General features: G+C 57.4%; 15 protein-coding genes and 1 pseudogene. 7 read left to right on the plus strand and 9 right to left on the minus strand.

What is annotated here, in order from left to right:
• The first annotated feature begins 141 nt into the window (after positions 1-141).
• On the plus strand, positions 142-408 hold the full coding sequence (locus CP97_RS00590; RefSeq protein ID WP_048886577.1) for a DUF6437 family protein: 267 nt from the start codon (positions 142-144) through the stop codon (positions 406-408).
• A 66-nt stretch (positions 409-474) separates the two neighbouring features.
• Here the strand turns inward: CP97_RS00590 and CP97_RS00595 are convergent, their stop codons facing one another.
• The 5 genes from CP97_RS00595 to CP97_RS00615 all read right to left on the minus strand — a co-directional run bounded on the left by CP97_RS00595 (position 475) and on the right by CP97_RS00615 (position 4,269).
• The gene (locus CP97_RS00595) at positions 475-861 is read right to left on the minus strand and encodes a single-stranded DNA-binding protein (RefSeq protein ID WP_048884349.1); all 387 of its coding nucleotides are present in this window, start codon (positions 859-861) and stop codon (positions 475-477) included.
• Positions 862-1,142: 281 nt separating this feature from the next.
• The gene (locus CP97_RS00600; protein WP_048886578.1) at positions 1,143-1,412 is read right to left on the minus strand and encodes a hypothetical protein; all 270 of its coding nucleotides are present in this window, start codon (positions 1,410-1,412) and stop codon (positions 1,143-1,145) included.
• Between the two features lie 267 nt (positions 1,413-1,679).
• Positions 1,680-2,603, minus strand: a complete 924-nt coding sequence (locus tag CP97_RS00605) for a DUF2493 domain-containing protein (RefSeq protein WP_048884350.1) — start codon at positions 2,601-2,603, stop codon at positions 1,680-1,682.
• A gap of 293 nt (positions 2,604-2,896) precedes the next feature.
• Positions 2,897-3,322 carry a hypothetical protein gene (locus tag CP97_RS00610; RefSeq protein WP_048884351.1) on the minus strand — a complete coding sequence of 142 codons (426 nt, stop codon included), beginning with the start codon at positions 3,320-3,322 and terminating at the stop codon, positions 2,897-2,899.
• A gap of 11 nt (positions 3,323-3,333) precedes the next feature.
• Positions 3,334-4,269, minus strand: coding sequence for an ArdC family protein (locus CP97_RS00615; protein WP_048884352.1), 936 nt, complete (start codon positions 4,267-4,269; stop codon positions 3,334-3,336).
• A gap of 235 nt (positions 4,270-4,504) precedes the next feature.
• Here CP97_RS00615 and CP97_RS00620 point away from each other — a divergent pair, with 235 nt between their 5' ends.
• Positions 4,505-5,260: a hypothetical protein gene (locus tag CP97_RS00620; RefSeq protein WP_048884354.1), complete on the plus strand. Its 756-nt coding sequence runs from the start codon at positions 4,505-4,507 to the stop codon at positions 5,258-5,260.
• 5 nt (positions 5,261-5,265) lie between these two features.
• On the opposite strand, the gene CP97_RS00625 is transcribed toward CP97_RS00620, so the two are convergent.
• Entirely contained in the window at positions 5,266-6,114 is an 849-nt protein-coding gene (locus CP97_RS00625) for a hypothetical protein (protein ID WP_048884355.1), read from the minus strand.
• A 551-nt stretch (positions 6,115-6,665) separates the two neighbouring features.
• Here CP97_RS00625 and CP97_RS00630 point away from each other — a divergent pair.
• A complete protein-coding gene (locus tag CP97_RS00630; protein ID WP_048884356.1) occupies positions 6,666-7,778 on the plus strand; it encodes a metallophosphoesterase family protein in 1,113 nt (370 codons plus the stop codon).
• The gene (locus CP97_RS00635) at positions 7,775-10,402 is read left to right on the plus strand and encodes an AAA family ATPase (RefSeq protein WP_048884357.1); all 2,628 of its coding nucleotides are present in this window, start codon (positions 7,775-7,777) and stop codon (positions 10,400-10,402) included. Before CP97_RS00630 ends, CP97_RS00635 begins: the two co-directional genes overlap by 4 nt.
• 95 nt (positions 10,403-10,497) lie before the next feature.
• Here the strand turns inward: CP97_RS00635 and CP97_RS00640 are convergent, their stop codons facing one another.
• Positions 10,498-11,898 (minus strand): ATP-dependent nuclease, encoded by a 1,401-nt coding sequence (locus tag CP97_RS00640; protein ID WP_053106484.1) that lies wholly within the window; start codon positions 11,896-11,898, stop codon positions 10,498-10,500.
• Positions 11,899-12,027: 129 nt separating this feature from the next.
• Here CP97_RS00640 and CP97_RS00645 point away from each other — a divergent pair, with 129 nt between their 5' ends.
• Positions 12,028-12,519 carry a hypothetical protein gene (locus CP97_RS00645; RefSeq protein WP_048884358.1) on the plus strand — a complete coding sequence of 164 codons (492 nt, stop codon included), beginning with the start codon at positions 12,028-12,030 and terminating at the stop codon, positions 12,517-12,519.
• An 85-nt stretch (positions 12,520-12,604) separates the two neighbouring features.
• Positions 12,605-13,389, plus strand: a pseudogene (locus CP97_RS16060) (IS5 family transposase).
• Here the strand turns inward: CP97_RS16060 and CP97_RS15745 are convergent.
• A complete protein-coding gene (locus CP97_RS15745) occupies positions 13,351-13,908 on the minus strand; it encodes an AAA family ATPase (RefSeq protein ID WP_149036390.1) in 558 nt (185 codons plus the stop codon). The pseudogene CP97_RS16060 and the gene CP97_RS15745 sit on opposite strands and share 39 nt — an antisense overlap.
• Positions 13,909-13,939: 31 nt before the next feature.
• Here CP97_RS15745 and CP97_RS00665 point away from each other — a divergent pair, with 31 nt between their 5' ends.
• Positions 13,940-14,221, plus strand: coding sequence for a WYL domain-containing protein (locus tag CP97_RS00665; RefSeq protein ID WP_063612469.1), 282 nt, complete (start codon positions 13,940-13,942; stop codon positions 14,219-14,221).
• 164 nt (positions 14,222-14,385) lie between these two features.
• Here the strand turns inward: CP97_RS00665 and CP97_RS00670 are convergent, their stop codons facing one another.
• On the minus strand, positions 14,386-16,356 hold the full coding sequence (locus tag CP97_RS00670; RefSeq protein WP_048886581.1) for a ParB/RepB/Spo0J family partition protein: 1,971 nt from the start codon (positions 16,354-16,356) through the stop codon (positions 14,386-14,388).
• Between the last annotated feature and the right edge of the window lie 62 nt (positions 16,357-16,418).

Here is a 16,418-nt window from a genome sequence, read left to right on the forward strand (position 1 = left end):
GGGAGAACCGTGAGCCAGGACCCACCACCTCCGCCCCAATATCAAACGCCCGCTAGGCACGAATTGCCTTTCCTACACCCTGATGACGCGTGCATGGAATTCACCGGGAGCAGATCTGAGGGGTATGAAAGGACAAAAAACATGCCCCGAAACAGGAGCGCGATTGCAGCCCTGCAGAAGCTCGAAGCGGATCGCGAGGCGCTTGACGCCAAACAGCGAGAGCTTGAGGCGCAAGCTGCAAAAGAACTCGGGCAAATCATCCTTGGAACCGGCCTTGAGACGTTCTCAAAGAAGGGATTGAAGCAGGTCGCCGAGGCGCTTGGAAAGCTCGGCGAAACAGCTGCAATTGCGAAGCTGGCGGAGCGCAGTGCAGGACGCACTTCGACTGCCTCACCGGGCACCGAGTAACCACAAGAGAAGAGGCCCTGCCGCTTGCGGCAGGGCCTCTTCCCAAGGGTCCGATCAACTACGGTTTCAGTCGATCGGGGGAGCGTCCTGGTTGTCGCTGCCAGTCGCGCGCGAGAGGAAGTCAACCTTATCGGCAAGGATCTCGCAGCCGTACCGCTTGATGCCGTCTTCATCTTCCCACTGGGTGTAGTGGAGGCGGCCCTGAACCGATACCAGCTGGCCCTTCGAGCAGTATTCGCCAACGGTTTTGGCGAGGCCATTGAAGCAGGTAACCCGGTGGAATTCGCTGTCCTTGGCGGTGTAGCCGTTCTCATCTTTATAAGTTTTGCCGTCCTTGTCCCGCGCTGGGCGGTCGGTAACCACGGTGATGCCAGTAACGCTGGTCCCGCCCTTGGTTTCGCGGGTCTCGGGATCGCGGGCGATGCGGCCGGTGAGGATAACGAGATTGGTCATGATAAATTCTCCTTTAGCTCTCAAACCGGAAACCACTTCCGGCTTGCGAACGTCGAAGAGAAACAGGGCATGGGAGGACTGCACCGCAGGCCCTCAGGCAAGCCTGTGGGCCAAGGGAAGCCTGTTCATGACGGGTGGTGCGGGCAGCCCGCGCAGCGGGCAACACGGCCGGAAAAGAACAGGTTGCAGCGCCTCAGCTGACCTGGTTCAGACAGGTTCGGAAGGAAAGCCGGAGTGGAGTCCGGTTGGGCATAAAGGTGACCCGGAGATCCAACGTGTCTTCACCCTTTCGCATTGCCTTCGCTACCCGCGAGAAGGTCCATGAAATTGCGGGCCGCCCCACGGTCATCATCATCTTCGAACGCCACTTCGAGGTCAGGGGCTGACCCAAACATGTGGAGCAAGGCCCATAAGGCGAAACGCTTTCCGCGATCCTGCTCAAGGCCAAGTTCGACCAGGCAGCGTTCAATGCCCGTAGCGAGGGTGTCGGGGGTAACGGAGGACACGTCGGTGTCGTAGAAATAGCGGCTTAGCAGGTCATCGAGTTGCATCATTGTGTCCGATGAGGCTTCGTGTTGGTGGCAGGCGTTAGCGTCCTGAGAACGCCCCAAGGGACGATAAATGAGCCAGACATTTAGAGGAGAATTGGCGGGCGGTCGCTCAAAAGCGACACAAGGCCTATGGGGAAGTACGATGCCAAGAGAGCAGCACACAGCCACACACCAATCCGCCATTCAGCCATGCACCGCAAGAGGGCCAACCCCAGAGTAAGAAGCGGGAAAACGAGCGGCCGGAGCCGCTCGCCTTCAGGTCGGCTATCAACCGCCAGTGGGGCACCGGCGATCGACCACTGTAATCCGCTGAGCCTTGGCCTCGATGACCAGACGCTCGAGTACACCATTGCCCGGAAACGCAATTACGTAGCGGGGCTTCAAGCTCAGCATCTGCTCATTGCGCTTGAAGCCAGCGCGGGCACCGAGACGCCTGTCGAGGGAAAACACCAGTTGCTGGATATCGCGTCGCTCGGCCCAGCTCGCTGCGAGCCGATCAACACCCTTGCTGTCGCCGCCATGGACAATAAGCATGTCGGGAACTTGATCGTAGACCTTGTCGAGGGTTGCCCAGACGGTTTCAGCGAAAGCCTTGGCCTCGTCGGTGGTTGCAAAGGATGATCGACCGCCTGCAAAAACGATTGGCGTGCCTTCGGGTGAGTGAGCGGCTCGGCGCCGTTCGGCGCGGGTGCGTAGAAAATCGCGGGCATCAACAACGGCTGATGTGATCTTGGCGGAGTGGTTCGGCCGGGAGCCAGACATGGGCTTCCATGAGGACCCAATCTCGTCGAGGTACAATGCAGCCGCTGTTTCCCGCATCTGTTCAAAAGCGATCATGCTGGCTTCTGCCGCCTGCGCACGTGCAACCTGCTCGTCGAGATTGCTCGAGTGGATTTCCGATCCATCGGCGGAGGCAAGCAAGGCGCGGATCTCGTCACTCGCGCGGTCGAGCCGGGACGATTTGCGGCTGGCTGCGCGATGGAAAAGATTGACGAAACCCCAGGCGATATCCTCGGCATCGGCCTCAAGGGCGGTGTCTGCAAACATCGCAAAGAGGTCTGACCAGGCTCCGGCAAGCGTCTGATTGATTGCTTCGTCACAGGGTAAATCGGTCTGGGTAAATGGCGCGGGCTTGATGCTGAAGCCTGACAGGTCAAGGCCTGCAAGGTGGTCAATGAAGGTGTCATACATGGTCAAATCTCCTGATCTATTCGAGGGATCGGAAGACGCGACTTGATTGACTCGCTCCCGATCCGCCGGAGCCCGATCAGGGCCGGGACAAGGGTGAAGGCGCACCGCGTGAGCGGGAAACCTGCGGCCCTAGGCTGGCGCGGGTAACACGGGCCGACGGGCCGCAGGTTGCGCCTTTACCCGACCGGCCCAGGGCCTCTCCCGGCGGAATGGGTCGAGACAAATCAGTGACCCCTTCCCGAATTGGGCAGGAGTGAGACCGTTGCTACAAACGCAAAACTGCCGAACCGATGTCATGGCGAAGCATTCGCGCGCTCGAAGATCGCCTCACCATTAGAAAATCGCCCAACGAGACGTAGTTCTGCAAAGACATTGATGAATCTGTCAGACACCCGGGTGAGCCATTGCTGGGCACGGCCCGATCTCGCCTTTCGGTAGTCGGCCTCCCAATAACGGCTGTCGTCGCGTTCAACGATCCAGATAGCGGCGAGACCGCAATAGGTTGAAACCCCGCAATCCACAAAAGCGTTGCGAAGGAGGATGCGATCTTCACGCCCACGCCAGCCATCAAATGGCTCGAGTGACGGAAGACAGGAACTAGCCGTTTCAACGATGTCCTCAACGAGGCATTCGTAGGCCCAGTCCCAGTCGTCTTCAGCTTCGTCGACCAGACGAAATGCGACGATGGCACCCGTCGGATAGCTTACAGAGCGTCCCATGGTGGTCTCCTTCAAGCTGCCTGTTCGAGATCGTTGTCGTCTTCGGACGACTGGCGCTCATCCAGACCGCCAAGGCGCATCAGCAAGCTTGCCGCTTCCTCGGCCTTTGCTGCGGCTGTCAGGATTGCCCTGTCGTCGGACCTCAACAACTTCAGCCAAGACGCAATGTAGCTCGCGTGATGGTCGAGGTGAGTCACGGGAAGACCAAGTTCTGCGCCGAGAATTGCCGAGGACAGTTCGGCTACGAGTTCTTCGGCTGCATAAGCCTCGCTGCCAAAGCGGTTCTTCAGATCGCGATCGAGCCGCGACGAGTGCCCCGTCCAATGCGAAAGCTCATGTGCAAGCGTTGCATAGTACTGCTCGTATGCGTCGAAGAGGTCGCTTGGCGGCATTGTGACCCGATCACGAACCGGCTCGTAGTAGGCTTCGCAGCCGTGGTGGCGAAGATCAGCCCCGATAGACCCGAAGAAGCAATCGAGCCTTTCCTGCCGTCCTTCCGGCTTTACGGGCGCGAGCAGCGGTTGCGGATAGTACATTTGCGGCAGGCCATCGCACTGATCGGCATTAAAAACGGAGTAAGCCTTAAGGACGCGGCGCGTTTCAGTGTCATCTTGGCCGCTGGGACCTTCGACCTCCTTTTCGTAGGTCTTGTAGAAGATCGCGATGGTCGACTTCTCGCCTTTGCGAACCTGCCCGCCAAGCTTGTGGCATTGGCGATATGTCATCCAATAAGGTGAGGAATAGCCAGATGCATCAGCGATCATCCAAAGCCAGAAGGTGTTCATGCCCTGATAGGGCGTTCCACACGCACGAAGAGGGCGGGAGACTGGTAGTCCTCGCCATGGCTTGACCCAGGGCTTGGTGCCCTGTTCGAGCTTCTCGATGATTGTGGCTGTTATCCGCTGTGCGGGAGACTGCGACGAGGCTGAGCGCTTGAATTTCGGCATGGAAGATCTCCTGAATGCCGGGACGAAATTGTCCCAGAGCACTCAGAAAGAGCCCACTTTCCTCTCTATCATTGGTCGGCTTTGCGCCCCAATTCCAGTCGCTTGGCTTATTGGCTCGTTGCTCCAAAAGCTGACACTTACGCGTCGCGAGCGTTGCTCGAAATGCGGCAAGCGACCGCATAGGATCGGGCCGGCGCTGGATGATTGAACCTCAATGCGATAGCAGTGCCGCTACGTGAAAAAGGTGACGTCAGCGATGTGGTTATTCAGAAAAAAGAAGAAGCAAATTCACGGCTTCATCGGTGCGTCGGGTCTAACCGATTGGTGGTTGACCGAATTCGACGATGGCGAGCGCGAGCATATCCTAGCGACGTTTCAGCCTATGGGCGCGAGCGATGGAGGAAGGATGCTGATCGAAGGGAAAAATAGCGGCGGCGTTAGCAATCCCAGTCAGCTACTCTCTACATTAGCAACTTGGTTCAAGCATGAGACAGACCGCACCATTGGGTTCCGAATAATCGACAAAGCTGAGGAGCTGCTTGCCGTCTCAGAGAAGGTTCTGACGAAACACTTCACATATCAGGCGAAGGCTATGGTCTACTACAGATGGCGAGACACAGATAGCTTCGCTCTTGAACGAGCTGAGACAGCCTGCCGAGATCAGATTCAGCTCGCGCCTTTGGCTGCTGAGGCTTTCCTCGCACCCGCAAAAAAACCATTTATCGAGATCAGGTGGGGCAAAGACAGCAGGGAAAAGGCGCAGCGAAAGATCGACCTCGTCCAGAGGGGTGAGGCGACGTTTGACAGGTATTCGCCAGACACGTTGCCGTCGCACCATGGCTACAAGCAGCTTGCTATCATCCTTGAGAAGCGCGGCGATTTTGTTGCCGCAGGTGCCCTATCCGAGCAAGCAAGAGAACAGGGGTGGAAAGGTGATTGGGACGCGAGGATTGCACGGCTAAACAAAAGGATCGCCAAGCTTTCCAACTGACGCCATCATGCATCAGTTTGACAGCCGGCGCTGCCCTCTCGGTGGACTTGCATCAACCGCCACTGCACGTAATTTCTATGGCGGCAGGAATGGCATGAGAATGAGCCAACCTCGTCGTGCTTCATATCAAGGAAGAAGCGCCAGGGCATATGGTTAGCGGCGCTGCACGCCTCGCAGTTCACGGGGACAGTCACCTGCTCGAAGCCGAAGCCGTCGGCTTCCCGCGCAACCTTCCACGTCTGCTTGCATTCTGGGTTCAGACAGTGGACGTGCTGCCCGTCGCGCAAGAGACCTACGCGCCGTTTGTTCAATTCGCCGCACGAGCATTCGAACTTCACTTCCTCTCCGAGGCCGGAGAATGTCATAGTCCCCTTGGCGAGCCTCCGAAGTTCTGACTGCACCTCCTCCACCTTCGCACGGATGCGCGCCCGATCACCGTATGCCGGTATCGCATCATTGCGGTGTTCGGGCAGGTGGGCGTGAAGCGCTAGCTTGGCCAGCGCGTTCCACAGCTTTGCAATCTTCTTCGGGTTGAAGCCGATTTCTGTCCCGACCTCCACATACTCCTCATCTTCCACCTTCACACCGGGGCGGACTGGGGACTTGCTGATACTGAGGGTGAGAGTCTTGCCGAGATGCTCGTCCACCTCTTTGATGAGCGTGTTGACCACGGAACCGGGCTGCCAGCGCCGAAGCTGCTTGTGGGAAATGTAATCATGCCGCTGGCGGAGTCGGTCGTAGCATACCCGTTCAAGTGCCAGCCGAGCCTCCAAGGCAGCATAGGTCACGCTCTGGTCGGTGTCCTTATCCAGCAGCGCGTCGATACGCTCGATGACCGGGTCCAAGTTGATCATTGTTCAATTCTGACATCGTTCGATCGGACTGTCACCGGGCAGATATGTGATGTGCGACCGATTAAGAAACAGCTCTTGGACGGCGGCTTTTGCCGATTTGCCACCGAAAGCTGACTGTCTCCTCCTGGCCCAGAAGTCGCCGCTTAAAGCTTGCGGTTCAAGCGTCCGCAACTGGGTCCTTAGTGGAACGACAGCATATCGGTCCGAGCGTGCTAAGAACGGTCAGTCCGCTTCCGGCCCAAAAGTCGACGGAAAGCAACGCGCCCCATTGTCGGGCATTAATCGAATCAGCGTCAATTCCCCAAAGCTGGCATTTCGCGTGCCGCATCATTCGATCCATGTTGCATCAGTTGACATGCACTTTGTCAAAGAGCCTCTTGAAAACGAGGTATTGTGTCGATTTGAAAAAGAGATGCCGCGTCAAAAATCTTTAGATTATCACTTGTCGCGCCGCTGCCTACGCTGAATAACTGAGACTAGGTCACGCAAGCGGATTGATTTGTGGGCGCGGATCACCGACCTCAGGTGACGACAGGGAATTAGGGGATAGGGTGTTTCGTTTTATTCACACCGCCGACTGGCAATTAGGAAAGCCCTATGCTTGGGCTGAACCCGAAGTGCGCAGCGCCCTCACGGACGCGCGTTTTGATGCCATCGACACAATCGGGCAGATGGCAAGTGAGCATTCGGCAACGCATGTCCTCGTCGCAGGTGACGTCTTCGACACCGAAGGACCAGACCCGCGAACGATCGTCCAGGCTCTTTCTCGAATGGAGCGGCATCCATGCCGTTGGTGGCTTTTACCCGGAAATCACGACTTCGTCAGAGCGGGAGGTTTATGGGACCGGATTGAAGCGCGTCTACCGGGCAACGTAAGCTTGATACCGGAGGCTCGGCCAAGTGAACTCGACGACGGAGTTTGGCTGCTGCCAGCACCACTGGTTCATCGCCACCAGAATGACGATCCGACCGAGTCCTTCAATACAATGGAAACCCCCGGGGCAATCCTACGCATAGGACTGGCGCATGGGTCGATCGTAGATTTTGGTGCTCAAGGCGAGACAAAGAACCAGATCGCTCCCGATCGCGCCGCACGCTCCGGGCTCGACTATCTCGCACTTGGTGACTGGCACGGCTTACTGCAGGTAAATTCCCGCACATGGTATTCAGGAACGCCAGAGGTTGACCGGTTTCAGCGCGATGAACCTGGCAAAGCGCTGCTTGTCGAACTCGAACAAGGTGCTGAACCGATCGTCACCGAACTCCGGACTGGCAAGTATCAGTGGTTGAAGCGCGATTGGCGCGTGGACGATTTCGCCGGATTTGAAGCGGAACGCGCGCAGCTTCTTGACGCGTGCGATCCTGCCGCAACGCTTGTTCGAATGACGCTGACCGGCATCACGTCACTAACCGACCGCGTCGCCATGCTGAGTGCGCTCGAGGACGATCTCGCGCACAGGTTCCGCTATTTCTCCTATTCGGCGACTGACCTTGTAGCGAAGCCCAGCGACGACGATTTGGCAGCATTCGCCGCCGAAGGGATATTGGGAGCAGCAGCATCGACGCTCAATGCTCGTATCCAGGAGGATGGGCCGGAAAGCCTGATCGCGCGACGAGCGCTTGAACGGCTTTTTGTCGAACACGCGAAGGTAATCGGCTCATGAGCATGCAACTCGAACGCATCGTCGCGACCAACTTCCGGAAGTTTCGCGATCCCATGGTCGTCGAGGGTCTCGGGAGTGGTCTCAACGTTGTAATCGAACCCAATGAAACCGGCAAATCGACATTGCTCGAAGCCCTTCGTGCTGGCCTCTTCGTTCGGCACGGGACGAAGAGCCAGCTTGCGCAATCCTTCATGCCTTTCGGCGAAAACGTAGCGCCCGAGGTCGAAATTGAATTTCAGATCGACGGAGAGCGTTGGCACGTCGCCAAGAAATTCCTCAAATCGCCAGTACTTGAAGTCCGTGGGCCGAAAGGACGCACTTCAGGCGATGCGGCGGAAGAACAATTACAGGCTTTGCTGGGATTCGAGCGCAGCACGAGCCGTGACGCCGATCTGGACTCATATGGTGCCTTGGGCTTGCTTTGGGTCGGACAAGGTGATGCGCTTTCCGTAAGAGCACCGGGCGAAATCGTGCGCAATAGCATACGCTCGACCTTGGAAGCGGAAGTTGGCTCGATCATGGGTGGAGCGACGCACGATGCTGTCCGTGCCGCCGTCGACAAGCAATTCGCGGACAACTGGACACCCGGCGGTTCGATTGGCGGCCGACAAAAATCGGCGCGCGATGCTGCGCAAACGGCGCGAGATGCAGCGGATCAGGCCGCATCTGATCTCGCGGCGCTGGAACGTTCATTCGCGGAGCTTGCCGACAAACAAGCGCGTATGAAGGTTTTGAAACGTGAATTGGCGGACGAGCGCGATGTGCAAGCGCGTGCCGACCTCGTGAAGTCTCTCGAAACGGCTCGGGCAGCCACCCTGATGCTCGGCCAGCGCAAAGCGGAACGCTCGGCGGCGCAGGCAGATGCAGACGCACTTGGCGAGTTCGCCGAACGCCATAAGAACGCTCTGAAAGTGAAAACGGAAGCCACTGATGCATTAGCCGATGCAAATACAAAACGGGCCAAGGTCGAGGCGGAAGTCGCGGATGCGAAAGAAAAGGAGGAGAGCGCGAGGCAGGCGCTGTCATCAGCCCGCGATGTCCGCGCAGTCGATAAATCTGCGTTAGCCGATGCTCGGCTCCTCGCCACCGCCGCTTCTCGACATTTGGCGATTGCTGACGCGAAAAGACGACATGAAAAGCTCGTAGAGCTAGAGACAGAGCTTGCACACGCAAGAAAGATCGAAGCGAGTGGCATCGATCCGCAGACGATGAAGTCGCTGGAATCCCTCGAACGGAACGTCGCAACCGCCTCTGCCGAGCTATCTGCTGGCTCCACCACCATCGAACTGGTGGGCGAAGCGCCACACATCACTGTCGATGGGAATGAATTTGGCGACGGTCCGCGCACGATCGTCCAGGAGACTAGGATTGTTCTGGGCGGCGGAGCCGAACTGGTTGTCAAACCGCCGCGCGGCACCGCGAGTGCGCGGGCTAGTTTGGACGATTTGAACGCGCGGCTAGAATCGGAGCTATCTCAACTTGGCGCTGCGAATGTTTCTGAAGCGCGGGCGCGCGTTGACGCTGCTCGCGATGCGAAAGCGAGTGTTGCTGCGCTCGATGCTCGGATCGAAGCGATTACCCCTGCAGCGCCGACGCTAGACCTCGGCGCCGGGGCTGACGCCTTAAGGAAATTTGTCGCGACAATCGCCGACAGCGACACAGCAGCATCTTCTACAATTCCCGATATCGTCGAATTGGAGAAGCATCTAGAAGATGCTGAGGAAGGTCTCGCGACCGCCGATGGCACTCATCAGGCCGCCCTTGAAGCCTTGCGAAAGGCTGAAGAGAAGCACCGCCCACTCGCCACAGCAGAAACCTCGGCACGTTCCACTCTCGCTAGCGCCACGCAGCAGATCGCTACAATTGAAGCAGACCCGCGCTTCGCAAACTTGGAGGCGGACCTGCTCGACGCGCGCAAAAAAGCGGCCGGTGCGGATGTCGCATGGCATAAGGCTCAAGAGAACGCAGGTTCTCTCGATCCCGACGCCATAGAGCGGCAAATAGAGAAGATCGACAAGCGCGCGGAGTCCGCCCGAACGCAAGCCACCGAACTTCAGTTGGAGATCGCGAGGCTCGAAGCCACGATTGAAACCGAGGGCGGAAAGGGGCTCGCCGAAGCAGCAGCAAGGGCAGAGGAAGAGGCGGAGGCTGCGCAGAGGTCATTCGATCGCTTAAGCGAAGAAGCTGCAACGGTGAAACTGTTGCGCGGCGCGCTCGAGGACGCGCGTCTGGAAACCTCCCAGACTTACGTTGGGCCAATCGCGCGTCGGGCAAAGCGCCATATTGAGAGGCTTCTTCCCGGATGTGACCTGTCGTTCACAGAAGATCTCCAGCTGCATTCGATCACTAGAGCAGGAACCGAGGAAGGATGTTCCAACCTATCCCGCGGAACGCAGGAGCAACTCGCCGTCCTAACCCGGTTGGCCTTCGCCGATATGCTTCTCGAGAAGGGACGACCGGTATCTTTGATCCTCGATGACCCGCTGGTCTATTCCGACGATTCTAGACTGGACCTGATGAGTGATATTCTGACCGAAGCTGCGGAGCGGATGCAAGTAATCCTTCTCACGTGCCGGGAGCGAGCTTTTCGCCACCTTGGCGGCACGCACATCGCAATTGGTTGAAGGAAGCGTTGACGACAGACACGACTGTAACACTCAGCACTCGGACTTAGCAGATCTGTTTGAGAAGCGGACACTGACTTTCTCAGCCTGCGAAACTAGAGATTTTGACCTGTGAGATGCGTCCAAGCCCGTTGGACAATGGAATTGAGAGTAGCCGACTCTCTTCCGTTTTCTCTCGCTAGCGAAAGAGTTTGGAACATCACTTCGGGGATCTTTTGAGTCTCCCCGTTCGCGGGCAGTTCAAGAGGCTCACACGCTGCCTGGAGATGTTGCTGAAGGTCGGCTTCTCCGATCTCCTCCTGCAAAGTGCGCTCCAACGAATCTTGGAAGTGCGCATAGTTTAAGTTGACCGCGGTTTCTGTGGGAGCCCCTTCTAGGTTTCCCGCTGGATTGCAAAGCCGCGCGAGCGCTAGATTCGTCGCTGGGCGAGCGTTGTTTGCGTTCTTGTGCCCATCACAATCCCAGATCGTGTAGACTGGCACGCCGAGTTCCGAGAAAACAACGTAGGGTCGGTCTAAATTCTCTTTACCCTCGGCTGACAACACAGCGATGCCCGCAGATGCGAAATTCACCCCTAATATACGCGCCGTTGCTTCGAGAGCAGCTTTGTCACTCCTTCCTTCGACGAGGATCACACCTTGGGCGAAATATCCCTCACTCAATTCTGCACCGAGAATATGCAGACGAGGCATCAAGGTTGCGCCAGTGAATGTGCCAGGCTCTTTCTGCCAAGCTGCTTCTAGACGTGTTGCGGCTGTATCGAGCGAGAGTGATTGTAGATCGCAGATTTTGAAATCACATTCTTCGACCGCAATTTTTCGAGCTAAGCGTATCTCGTCTGCATGGCCGAGCGACACGAAGAACGGTGAGTGCGTTGCAAATAGAATTTGCGTCTGCGCATCGGCACCCGGCAATGTGCCGTTGCTCAAGCTTCGCAAAACCTCCGCTAAATGACGTTGCTTTGTGGGATGCTGATAGAGTTCAGGTTCTTCAATCGCCAAGATGAGCTGCGCAACTGGCGCCTGTTCACCGTCAGGCACCTGCTCTTCCACCTCATTGCCGGCGAGGACGGTCGAGCGAGCTAAATGTTGGAGGATTGTGAAAATAAAGGCGCGTTGCAGACCATGTCCTTGGCGATCGACCGGCGCTCCGAAACCATCATCGGATAGTTCAACATCTGCCATCGGGAGTGGGACGGGAAACTCATCCACCGCTCGCCAATCCATGCCCACTGCTGCGTCCTCATAGAGATTTCGCAGATCACGGGTGAGGTTCTCCGCGAGAACACCAAGTTCTGGCATATTCTCAGGTGACACCAGCTCCTGATAGCGCTCTGTCATCTCTTGCTTGAACGCTTGGATTTCTTGGCGTTGTTGGATCGCACTTCTGACGAGCAACTCAAGAAGCTGGCCAACCGCAGAACTCTTCCCGTCAGTCGCATCTACGGCAGCGTCCCGAACGGCCGAGACGAATACGAAGCTGGTATGCCGCTGCAAGGCTCCTCTACTAGCATTTTGGAACCCGAAAAACTGACCATCATCTAGGTTTCGTGGACAAAGGTTGCATACCAGCCATCTGTTGGTAAGTGAGGGAATTGAACAATTAATTTCTGTGGAGACAATCGAGTGCGTGGAGCATATTTGCTGATAGCTTTTTCGGCGGCGCTGGCAGCATGCGGGCAGTCAACCGATCAAACGGCATCTTCAAATGGCGCGGAACAAGCTCAGAATCGGTCGGCACCGGCTGCGGGCGAGAGCAATGGCGATTGGTCATCACTCAGCGAATATGTCGGTCAACATCCCGTGGATAGCAAATTTTACGACGAAAGCCCGATAGCGCCGCAACTCAGGAACCTTCTGGGAGACAAGCTGAACGTGCTGATGCAGAACAGCGACACAGCCGCCCCCTTGCAACGCGATGGCGAAGTTTTCTTCACGTCGGGCAACAAGGATAATGAGGGGGGTAGCGACGCATTCTATCTGCTCGTCGATCCGTCAGCCAAGGCTGTCGAGGTCGGCCTTTGGGAAAACGGCGAGTTGACCGTTTATAAGACCCCGGGTTCCGACATTCCGAAACCGCAAGATATCCAGACGACAATATCGAACACGGAGATGTAGACGTCGCTGTCGAGCGGCAGGAACGAAGAGCAATCCTTGACGCGTAACTCATCCGCTGATTCAAGACTATCTTTTGGAGGCAGTCTTGGGCGAACGGATTGGCGTTACGGATGAAGAGTGGGAATTAATCGAGCCGCTGCTGCCGCCGGAACGCGGTCGTGGCTGTCGCCCGGCGCAGCATAACCGGCCCTACTTCGAGGGCATGATGTGGATCGCGCGGACCGGGGCTCAGTGGCGGCATCTTCCCGACGAGTATGGCAAGTGGAACAGCGTGTTCAGACGCTATCGACGATGGGTTGCGACCGGAGTGTTTGATGCCATGCTCGAGACACTGGCCGAGCTGGCGGGCCGGGACACTTCCGCCGACATGATCGACAGCACGGTTGTCCGGGCACATCATTGTGCAGTCGGCATAAAAAGGGGACTCAGCAAAGAGAGGCGCTTGGCCGATCGCGAGGCGGCTTTTCCACCAAGCTCCACGCAAGATGCGACGCCAGAGGGCTACCGCTCGGCTTCGTGCTGACACCCGGACAGGCGCACGATGTGCAGGGCTTTGCTCCGCTGTTCCGCTTGATAACCGACCGGATCGAGGCTTTCCTGGCAGACCGGGGCTACGATGCCGATGCGATCCGCGATGAGATCGAGGCGGCAGGCGTCGAAGCTGTCATCCCGGCCAAAACCAACCGGCGCAATCCCGCCCCGCACGATCGTGCGAAATACAGGTGGCGCAATCAGATCGAGCGGCTGTTCAACAAGCTCAAGAACTGGCGAAGGATCGCAACCCGATACGACAAGACCAAGGAATCCTACCTCGGCTTCGTTGCGCTTGCTTCAGTCAAACTCTGGATACCCTTTGTCCACGAAGCCTAAATGCAGCTCTAGGGCACCGGCATTGTTTGTCTCCCACGCTGACATGGCCTCATCGGCTTGAGTTGCGCTGGTTACGGCAGGCAGATCTGCATAAGCTGGGTTGTTGTTGCGCAGATCCCTGTAAGCGTCACGGCGAGGACCTGCTTGGATGTGTCCCCGGATTGGAACGAAATCGGGGTTTTGAAGGACCGAGCCATGGTATCGCCCCGTCGATGCAGTTTGGTCAAAAATGCGTGTAACAACCAGCTCGCCATTGCGCACCCTACTCGCAAAGCTTTCGGCCTCAAGAGGCGTAAGCTGATTGTAGGTCAGCTCAATTCTTACCTCCAGATCTTCATCGCGGCCGTAGAAATCGTCTGAAGGCAGCTTCTTCGATGTCGAATAGAAGGCTTGCAATGCTTTTAGGACACTGGACTTACCAGTGCCGTTCCCACCAATCAGCGCGGTGTGGGCACCGACATCAATCGCCACGTCTTTCAATGACCGGAAGTTCTGGACCCTGATCCGTTTCAACTGCAAAGCTGTTCTCCGACTGGAAGTAGGAAGATTTATGAATCAGACGATTATCAGTGCGATAGAAGAACGGCTACTCCTGACCTTCGACTACAAGGGCAAAACGCGAGTAGTTGAACCCCACACTTACGGCCTTCAGCATAACGGGAATGAGAGCCTGAGCGCATGGCAGCTCTCTGGTGGGAGCGGGCAAGACTTTCGTCTCTATGTGTTCGACGAAAAGACGGCGGTCGAGGCGCAAAGCAAATCCTTTGAGTTCGAACGACCAGCCTACCAACGAGGCGATCGACGTTTTTCTAAGATCTTCGCCGAGCTGTAGTTGATGAGCCTGCCGATGAAGGCTGAATGTCGAATAACGGCTTCTTACTGTTTCATCCCTTGAATCGGACGGTCGGCAAACGGCCCAGAAGCAGTCAAGAAATTAGGCGGCCCGTCCTCGAAGAACGGACCGCCTGCCAAGGGGCCTAGACCTGTCAGGAGGGATCAGGCAGCCTGCTCGGCAATCTCGTTATCGCCCTTATCTTCGCTGGCGAGTCCTTCTTCAGCATGGTCCAGAACCTCAGCGGTACCGAACCGCATGATCGCGGGAATCCATGCTTGGGCCCGGTCCTTGACATCCGTGTCGCCAATGAAGTTGCCCGAGAAAATGCGCTCGGCAGCGCTTGCCAATTCAGCCTTCTTAGACCCGGTATACCGGGTCACCAGTTCGGGGCCGCCTGCTGCATCGAGCGCCTCGAGCGTCCGGGTCTTGGCTACGCGGTCGAAATAGTTCGCTGCGGTGGGACGCCACCAGTGTGCAGTCTCGATTTCAAGCAGAGATCCAAGCATTTCATGCAGTGGCACTGAACGTTCGCCCTCGCAGGCGAGGCTTGCGACCAGCGTGCGGGACATGACGTGGCCAAGCCAGGCCGAGCGAGCGTCGTCCGACAAAGCTCGAAATCTTTCAAACCGTTCGACATCATTCTCGCCCGATCGCCAGCTCTCGTCGAGTGATCCAGCAAACTCAGCCAGCGCAGCACTTGCCGGGGCATCCTTTGCTTCGAACCCTGTAACCGGGCCGGAAGCCACCGAGCCAATAAGAGTTGATGCCTTCTTGGCACGCCAGTCGTGTCCGTCAGCATCGGCAAGCGTAAAGACCATGAAGTCGAGCGCGAGGGCCGGATCATTGGCCAGATGGATCGCAAGGATGTCGCGGCGCTGCATGGCAAGCTCGTCGAGCAGGCGCTGTGAAAGCGCTCCGCCCTTGGGCGCTGCCGTTTCACTCTCCGATACCGCTTCAAGCGCACCTTCGCCTTCGGAAACAATCTCGGTCTCGGTGTAGAACTGCGGCACCAATGCCGGCTCGCCATTGCGCGAAAGGACGAGGAAGGCTCCTGCTTCAGCCTTCAGTTCATCAGCAAGCACCGGAGGTCGATCATTGAGCGTGCGCATGGAACGGTCGATTGCCACCAGTTCCTGTTCGGCCTTTGCTACCTCGTCCTCGTCGCTATCCTCGTCCTCGAGAACAGCGGCCACGCGGTCGTAGTCGGCTTCGAGTTCGCCAAGTTTCTGGGCTTCTTCCTCGGTCATTGGCGCGGGCTCGCATGGAAGGCGATTGAGGCCTTCGACGAGGTCATGGCTGACATAATTGCCAAGAGTAGGCCGCACCCAGGCAAGGCCATATTCCTGCGCCGTCTTCGACGCTGCTTGCTCCATGGCCTTGTGGGCAAGGTCCTCAAGCAGGGCGACATCGATCCAGCTTTCACTGGCATCATCGTCGAAGAGTTCGCGCTCGATACGGCCACCTGCCGCAAGATAGGCATCGCGACCCACGAGAATGGCACGCGGGTCGGAGCCTCGCACAGTGGCATCGAGCACCATCCGGCGGATCGTGTCAGGCGTGATCTGATACCAGGCGTCCTGCAATTCGGCATAGACATGGGCTTGGCGCTCGACATCGGAGATTGCGCCATAGGCCTTGGCCATGTCGAGCGTGATCGTGCCTTCCGCGAGAGCTTCGAAAACGCAGGGTGCGAGACCTGCAAGGCGCAGGCGCCCCTCCACAAAGCGGACGGTGAGACCAAACCGACGGGCGACGTCTTCAGGTGTTGCTCCTGCCTCGATAATCGCGGCAAAAGCCTGCGCCTCATCGGCCGGATTCATCGCAAGACGCTGAAAGTTCTCGGCGAGACTGACTTCGCGCACTTCGCTTTCCTCGCCTTCGATAACCAGGCAGGTCACTTCATGGCATTCGGGCAATGTGCCTTCTTCGGCGAGCGCCTGCAGCGCTGCGAGTCGGCGACCTCCAGCTTCGACTTCGAACTTTCCGCGTTTGCCTTTGCGCACAACAAGGTTTTGCAGCAGGCCGCGCGCTGCGATGTCTGCTCTTAATTGGAGGTCGGCAAGAACATCGCTCGACTTGCGAACGTTGCGCGGGCTGGGGACGAGCTTCTTCAATGCAATAGATTGGATCATGGTTTTTCTCCTGATGGGATGAAGGCGCATGTGACGATCACAAGGCCCACAAGCCGAAAGGG

The organism is Aurantiacibacter atlanticus (genome assembly GCF_001077815.2).
GTDB classification, from domain to species: domain Bacteria; phylum Pseudomonadota; class Alphaproteobacteria; order Sphingomonadales; family Sphingomonadaceae; genus Alteraurantiacibacter; species Alteraurantiacibacter atlanticus.